At 76.7% G+C, this 687-nt stretch carries 2 pseudogenes; both read left to right on the top strand.

Features of this window, described 5'->3' with window-relative positions:
* A pseudogene (locus G3I65_RS26440) lies at positions 1-325 on the top strand (hypothetical protein); the annotation flags it as partial.
* Positions 322-687: pseudogene (locus tag G3I65_RS26435) on the top strand (GNAT family N-acetyltransferase); the annotation flags it as partial. The pseudogenes G3I65_RS26440 and G3I65_RS26435, both read left to right, overlap by 4 nt.

Below are 687 nucleotides of genomic sequence, written 5' to 3'. Positions count from 1 at the left end.
CGCCGTCGGCGACGACAAGGCGCTCGCGGCGTTCACCGAGGACCACCGCGTCGAGGCCGTGCCGCACCGCGAGCTCGACTCGCTGGACGCCGGCCCGTACGGCGTGCTGCACGACCCGGTGCTCGGGTACCTCGGCGCGCTGGGCGACTGCGGGCGGTGGCACCTCGACTGGCCGCACGTCTACGCGCGCCCGACCACCGCCGGGCTCGCGTTCACCCTGCTGCGCCAGGCTTCCCCGCGGTTCGTGGACGTCGTCCCGGCCGGCGGGGTGCGCGGCGAAATCGCGTTCTGCCCGCGGCACGGCACCCCGGTCGTCCTGGCATGAGGTTCGCGTTCCACGACCCCCGCGCCGATCCGGCGCCCGCGGGGTGGGCGGAGTTCTGCCGGGCCGCGCGGCTGCATCCGGTGTGGGACTACGGCGTGATGGGCCTCGAAGCCTGGGGCGCCCGCAACCCGCAGCTGCTGGTCGTCGCGGCCGACGGGGACGAACTCGTGGCCGCGGTGTCCGTGCTGGTCTGCCGCCCGCGCGTGTCCCCGCGGTTCGCGCCGCGGCCGGGGAAGCGGTTGCTGCGGCCGTTCTGGGCCGAGGTCTGCCAGCCGTGGCTCAGCGGCTACCCGGGGACCGCGTTCGCGCCGGGCGTGGCCGACCGGCCGGCGCTGGTGCGGGAGTTCGAGCGGGAACTGGGC

It is taken from the genome of Amycolatopsis sp. SID8362, from assembly GCF_010550475.1.
Lineage (GTDB): Bacteria > Actinomycetota > Actinomycetes > Mycobacteriales > Pseudonocardiaceae > Amycolatopsis > Amycolatopsis eburnea.
Note: the sequence above shows the minus strand (reverse complement) of the source record. Positions and strands in the feature narration are given on the sequence as shown.